The 3,472-nt window shown below is 70.7% G+C and carries 2 protein-coding genes and 1 pseudogene; 2 read left to right on the top strand and 1 reads right to left on the bottom strand.

What is annotated here, in order from left to right; all coding sequences use genetic code 11:
- A pseudogene (locus H5J33_RS27905) lies at positions 1–203 on the bottom strand (hypothetical protein); the annotation flags it as partial.
- A 737-nt stretch (positions 204–940) separates the two neighbouring features.
- On the opposite strand from H5J33_RS27905, the gene H5J33_RS27900 reads away from it, so the two are divergent.
- Positions 941–1,798: an IclR family transcriptional regulator C-terminal domain-containing protein gene (locus H5J33_RS27900; RefSeq protein ID WP_309485505.1), complete on the top strand. Its 858-nt coding sequence runs from the start codon at positions 941–943 to the stop codon at positions 1,796–1,798.
- A 367-nt stretch (positions 1,799–2,165) separates the two neighbouring features.
- Positions 2,166–3,472: FAD-dependent monooxygenase (locus tag H5J33_RS27895; protein ID WP_181797605.1), on the top strand; the 1,307-nt coding region annotated here is incomplete at its 3' end.

Genomic DNA, 3,472 nt, shown 5'->3' with positions numbered 1-3,472 from the left:
CGGCGGGCGGACCGCACGAGCGCGGTGATCTCCTCGGCGAAGTCGCCGGCCGCCGGATGCGCGGCCAGCCATCCGGCATGGCGGACGAGGAAGGACACCAGGGGACGGATCCCCTCCTGGGACGGGCCCGCCGTGCCGCACTCGTCCACCACCAGGCGCGCCCAGGAGCCGAGCGTGTTCTGCGTCTCCGTCCGTATCGCCATGGCCTTCTCGTTGAGAGAAATTCCGACGGCGCGGCTTCCGGTGACGCGCTGGCGCAGGCTGTAAGGGGCATGGGCTAACATCTGCCCGCATTCTTCATACAGTTCTGCGAGTGTGCGCAGAACTGGTATCAGCGCATCCGCGCTGGTCTGTTCCTCCGACGTTTCTGACAATTGCAGAGCTTGGCGCATTCCGTTTCCCCGTTTTTTGAACTGGAATTGCTGTCTGTCGGACCCGTCGTTGGGTCGTGGCTGGTCGGCCGTCGTTTTGGCCGGGTGCTGGTGTCTGCCGCGGCGCAGAAGAGCGCTGCGCGGCGGAATGGCGCGACACGCGCTGAAAGATGGTCGGGATGTGCCGGATACGTGCGGTGAAATCGCGGTTTATCAGTGTGTACTGCCCCCGTGCAACCGAATGAATTCAGGCCTGTGGACCCCCGGCTCGCAGTCACAGTCTGCGTAGGAGGGGAAGGTCGCGTCAAGCAAAGAAACGGGAAAGCGGAGCCCGGCGATCATTTCTCACGGGGCGGGAAAACGGAGGAGACATGTCCGGGTTCATGTTGTACGTCCCCATGTAGGGAACGGGGATTTCCCCGGAAGCCCGCACCTTTTCGCATGACTTGTTCGCACGTATCCGTAAATCCTGCTTGTTCCTTGTTCGCCGGGCCGGACCGGCCCCCGTCCCACCGCTGTTGTTGACGGATTGTCACCAAGCGGTCCGGTTAGGATGGCCGGGATCGTGCGTGGGTGGAGAGACGGGGGTCGCCATGGACATGCACGCGGTTTCGGCCGACGCGCAGACCGGTGAGCGCGTGCGTGCGGGTGGCACCACGCACGCGGAGCGCGTGTTCCGGGTCCAGCAGGCGTTCCTCAAGCTGCGCGGCCGGACGCACGGCCCCGGGGAGCTGGCCGAGGCGGCCGGACTCGACGACTCCGCCGTCCACCGCATCCTGCAGTCCGGCATCTACGAGGGCGTCTTCGACCGCGTCGGCCGCGGTATGTACCAACTCGGCACCACGGCCGCCCTCGTGGGCATGCAGGCCATGGCGCACACCCTCGACCGCCACACCGCCCGGTCGATCCTGCTCAGGCTGCGCGCCGCCACCGGGGGCGGGCTCGCCTTCCTCTACACGCTCGCCCCGTTCGGCGGCGCCCAGCGGCAGTGCGTCGACATGGCCGTCGGCGACTCCGACCTCTCCGAACTCGGCATGACCCCCCGCGAGGTGCTGGCCGTCACCCGCTCGCTGCGCGTCGGCGCGTCGGGCCGGGCGATCCTCGCGTACCTGCCGCGCCCCCTCCAGGAACGGATAGCCGCCGAACCCGTGGTGGCCGAGGCGGGCCCGGGCGCGCTGGTGGACGACGACGCGCTGTGGGACTCGCTGCGCGACATACGGGACCAGGGCTACGCCATCGGTCTTCAGGAGTGCATCGCCGGCTGGAACTCCTGTGCCGCCCCGGTGATGTGGGACGGCTGGGTCTTCGGCGCCGTCCTGGTGCTCCTGCCGGACTCCGGGCCCGTCCGCCCGGACGTGATCGACGCGACGACCACCGCCGCGACCCAGCTCAGCCTCTCGCTGGGCCCCCGCCACCGCGTCGTGTGAACGCCCCGCTCCCGCCGGGTCCTGTGAACGGGCCGTCCCGGCACGGCAATTGACATCCCCGGACCGACCTGTCACGCTGATCGGGCGGCACACGTGTGCCCTCAGGTCGGTGCCGGCTCCGCCTCGCGCAAGTCGCCGGGGCGTGGAGAGCCACCTCACCGACGCCCGTACCGGCCTCACCCGCCCGTGCCCTCACCCTCCGCGGCCTGCCGCCGCACGTATCCACCACCCTCACCTTCCCTCCGTCTGTCGCCCTCCGCCCCGCCCGGGACCAAGTCCCCGCGCGGGGCAATGACATGACGTGCCCTCAGCCACCTCACCGGCGTCTCCCCGTCCCGGGACGTACGCAACAGGAAAGGAGGCGCGGATGGACGCTGCCCTCGTCGACGTTCCCGTGGTCATCGTGGGAGCAGGCCCCACGGGGCTGATGCTCGCCGGTGAACTGCGCCTCGCCGGAGTCGAGATCGTCCTCATCGACCGCCTTCCCCGGCCCAGCGGAGAGTCCCGCGGGCTCGGTTTCACCCCTCGCACCATGGAGGTCTTCGACCAGCGCGGACTGCTTCCCCGCTTCGGCGAGATCGTCACCAGCTCGCTCGGCCACTTCGGCGGCACCCCCGTCGACTTCAGCGTGCTCGACGGCGCCCACTTCAGCGTCAAGGACGTGCCCCAGCACCGTACGGAGGCGGTGCTCGGCGCATGGCTCGCCGAGCTCGGCGTCGAGGTGCGGCGCGGCCGTGAACTCGTCGGCCTCACGGCCGGCGAGGACGGCGTCGTCGTCGACATCGAGGGCCCGGACGGCCCCGAACGGCTGCGCGCCGGCTACCTGGTGGGCTGCGACGGGGGCCGCAGCACGGTCCGCAAGTTCGCCGGGTTCGACTTCCCCGGCACCGCCGCGACCATGGAGATGTACCTCGCCGACATCACCGACTGCGAGGTGCGGCCCCGCCCCATCGGCGAGTCCGTGCCCCGCGGCATGGCCATGTCGGTGCCCATCGGCGACGGCGTCCACCGCATCATCGTCTGCGAGCGCGACAACCCCCCGCGCGAGCGCACCGGGCCGCCGCCCTTCGAGGAGGTAGCCGCCGCCTGGCAGCGCCTGACCCACCAGGACATCAGCGGCGCGACCCCGGTGTGGGTCAGCGCCTTCGGCAACGCCGCCCGCCAGGTCACCGAGTACCGCCGCGGACGCGTCCTGCTGGCCGGCGACGCGGCGCACATCCACCTGCCCGCCGGCGGCCAGGGCATGAACACCGGCATCCAGGACGCCGTCAACCTGGGCTGGAAGCTCGCCGCCGTCGTGCGCGGCACGGCCCCCGAGGCACTGCTCGACACCTACCACGCCGAACGCCACCCGGTGGGCCGCCGGCTGCTGACCAACACCCAGGCCCAGGGTCTGCTCTACCTCAGCGGCAGCGAGATGCAGCCGCTGCGCGACCTGCTCGCCGAGCTGATCGCGTACGAGGATGTCAGCCGCCACCTCGCCGGAATGATCAGCGGCCTGGACATCCGCTACGACGTCGGCGCGAGTGGCCACCCGCTGCCCGGCCGCCGCATGCCGCACCTGGAACTCGTGTCCGCCGACGGCGACAAGACCAGCACCACCGCCCTGCTGCACACCGCGCGCGGCCTGCTGCTCGACCTCGCCGACGACGCCGGGATCCGGCGCGCCGCCAC

Source organism: Streptomyces sp. WELS2, from assembly GCF_013870595.1.
Classification (GTDB): domain Bacteria; phylum Actinomycetota; class Actinomycetes; order Streptomycetales; family Streptomycetaceae; genus Streptomyces.
Note: the sequence above shows the minus strand (reverse complement) of the source record. Positions and strands in the feature narration are given on the sequence as shown.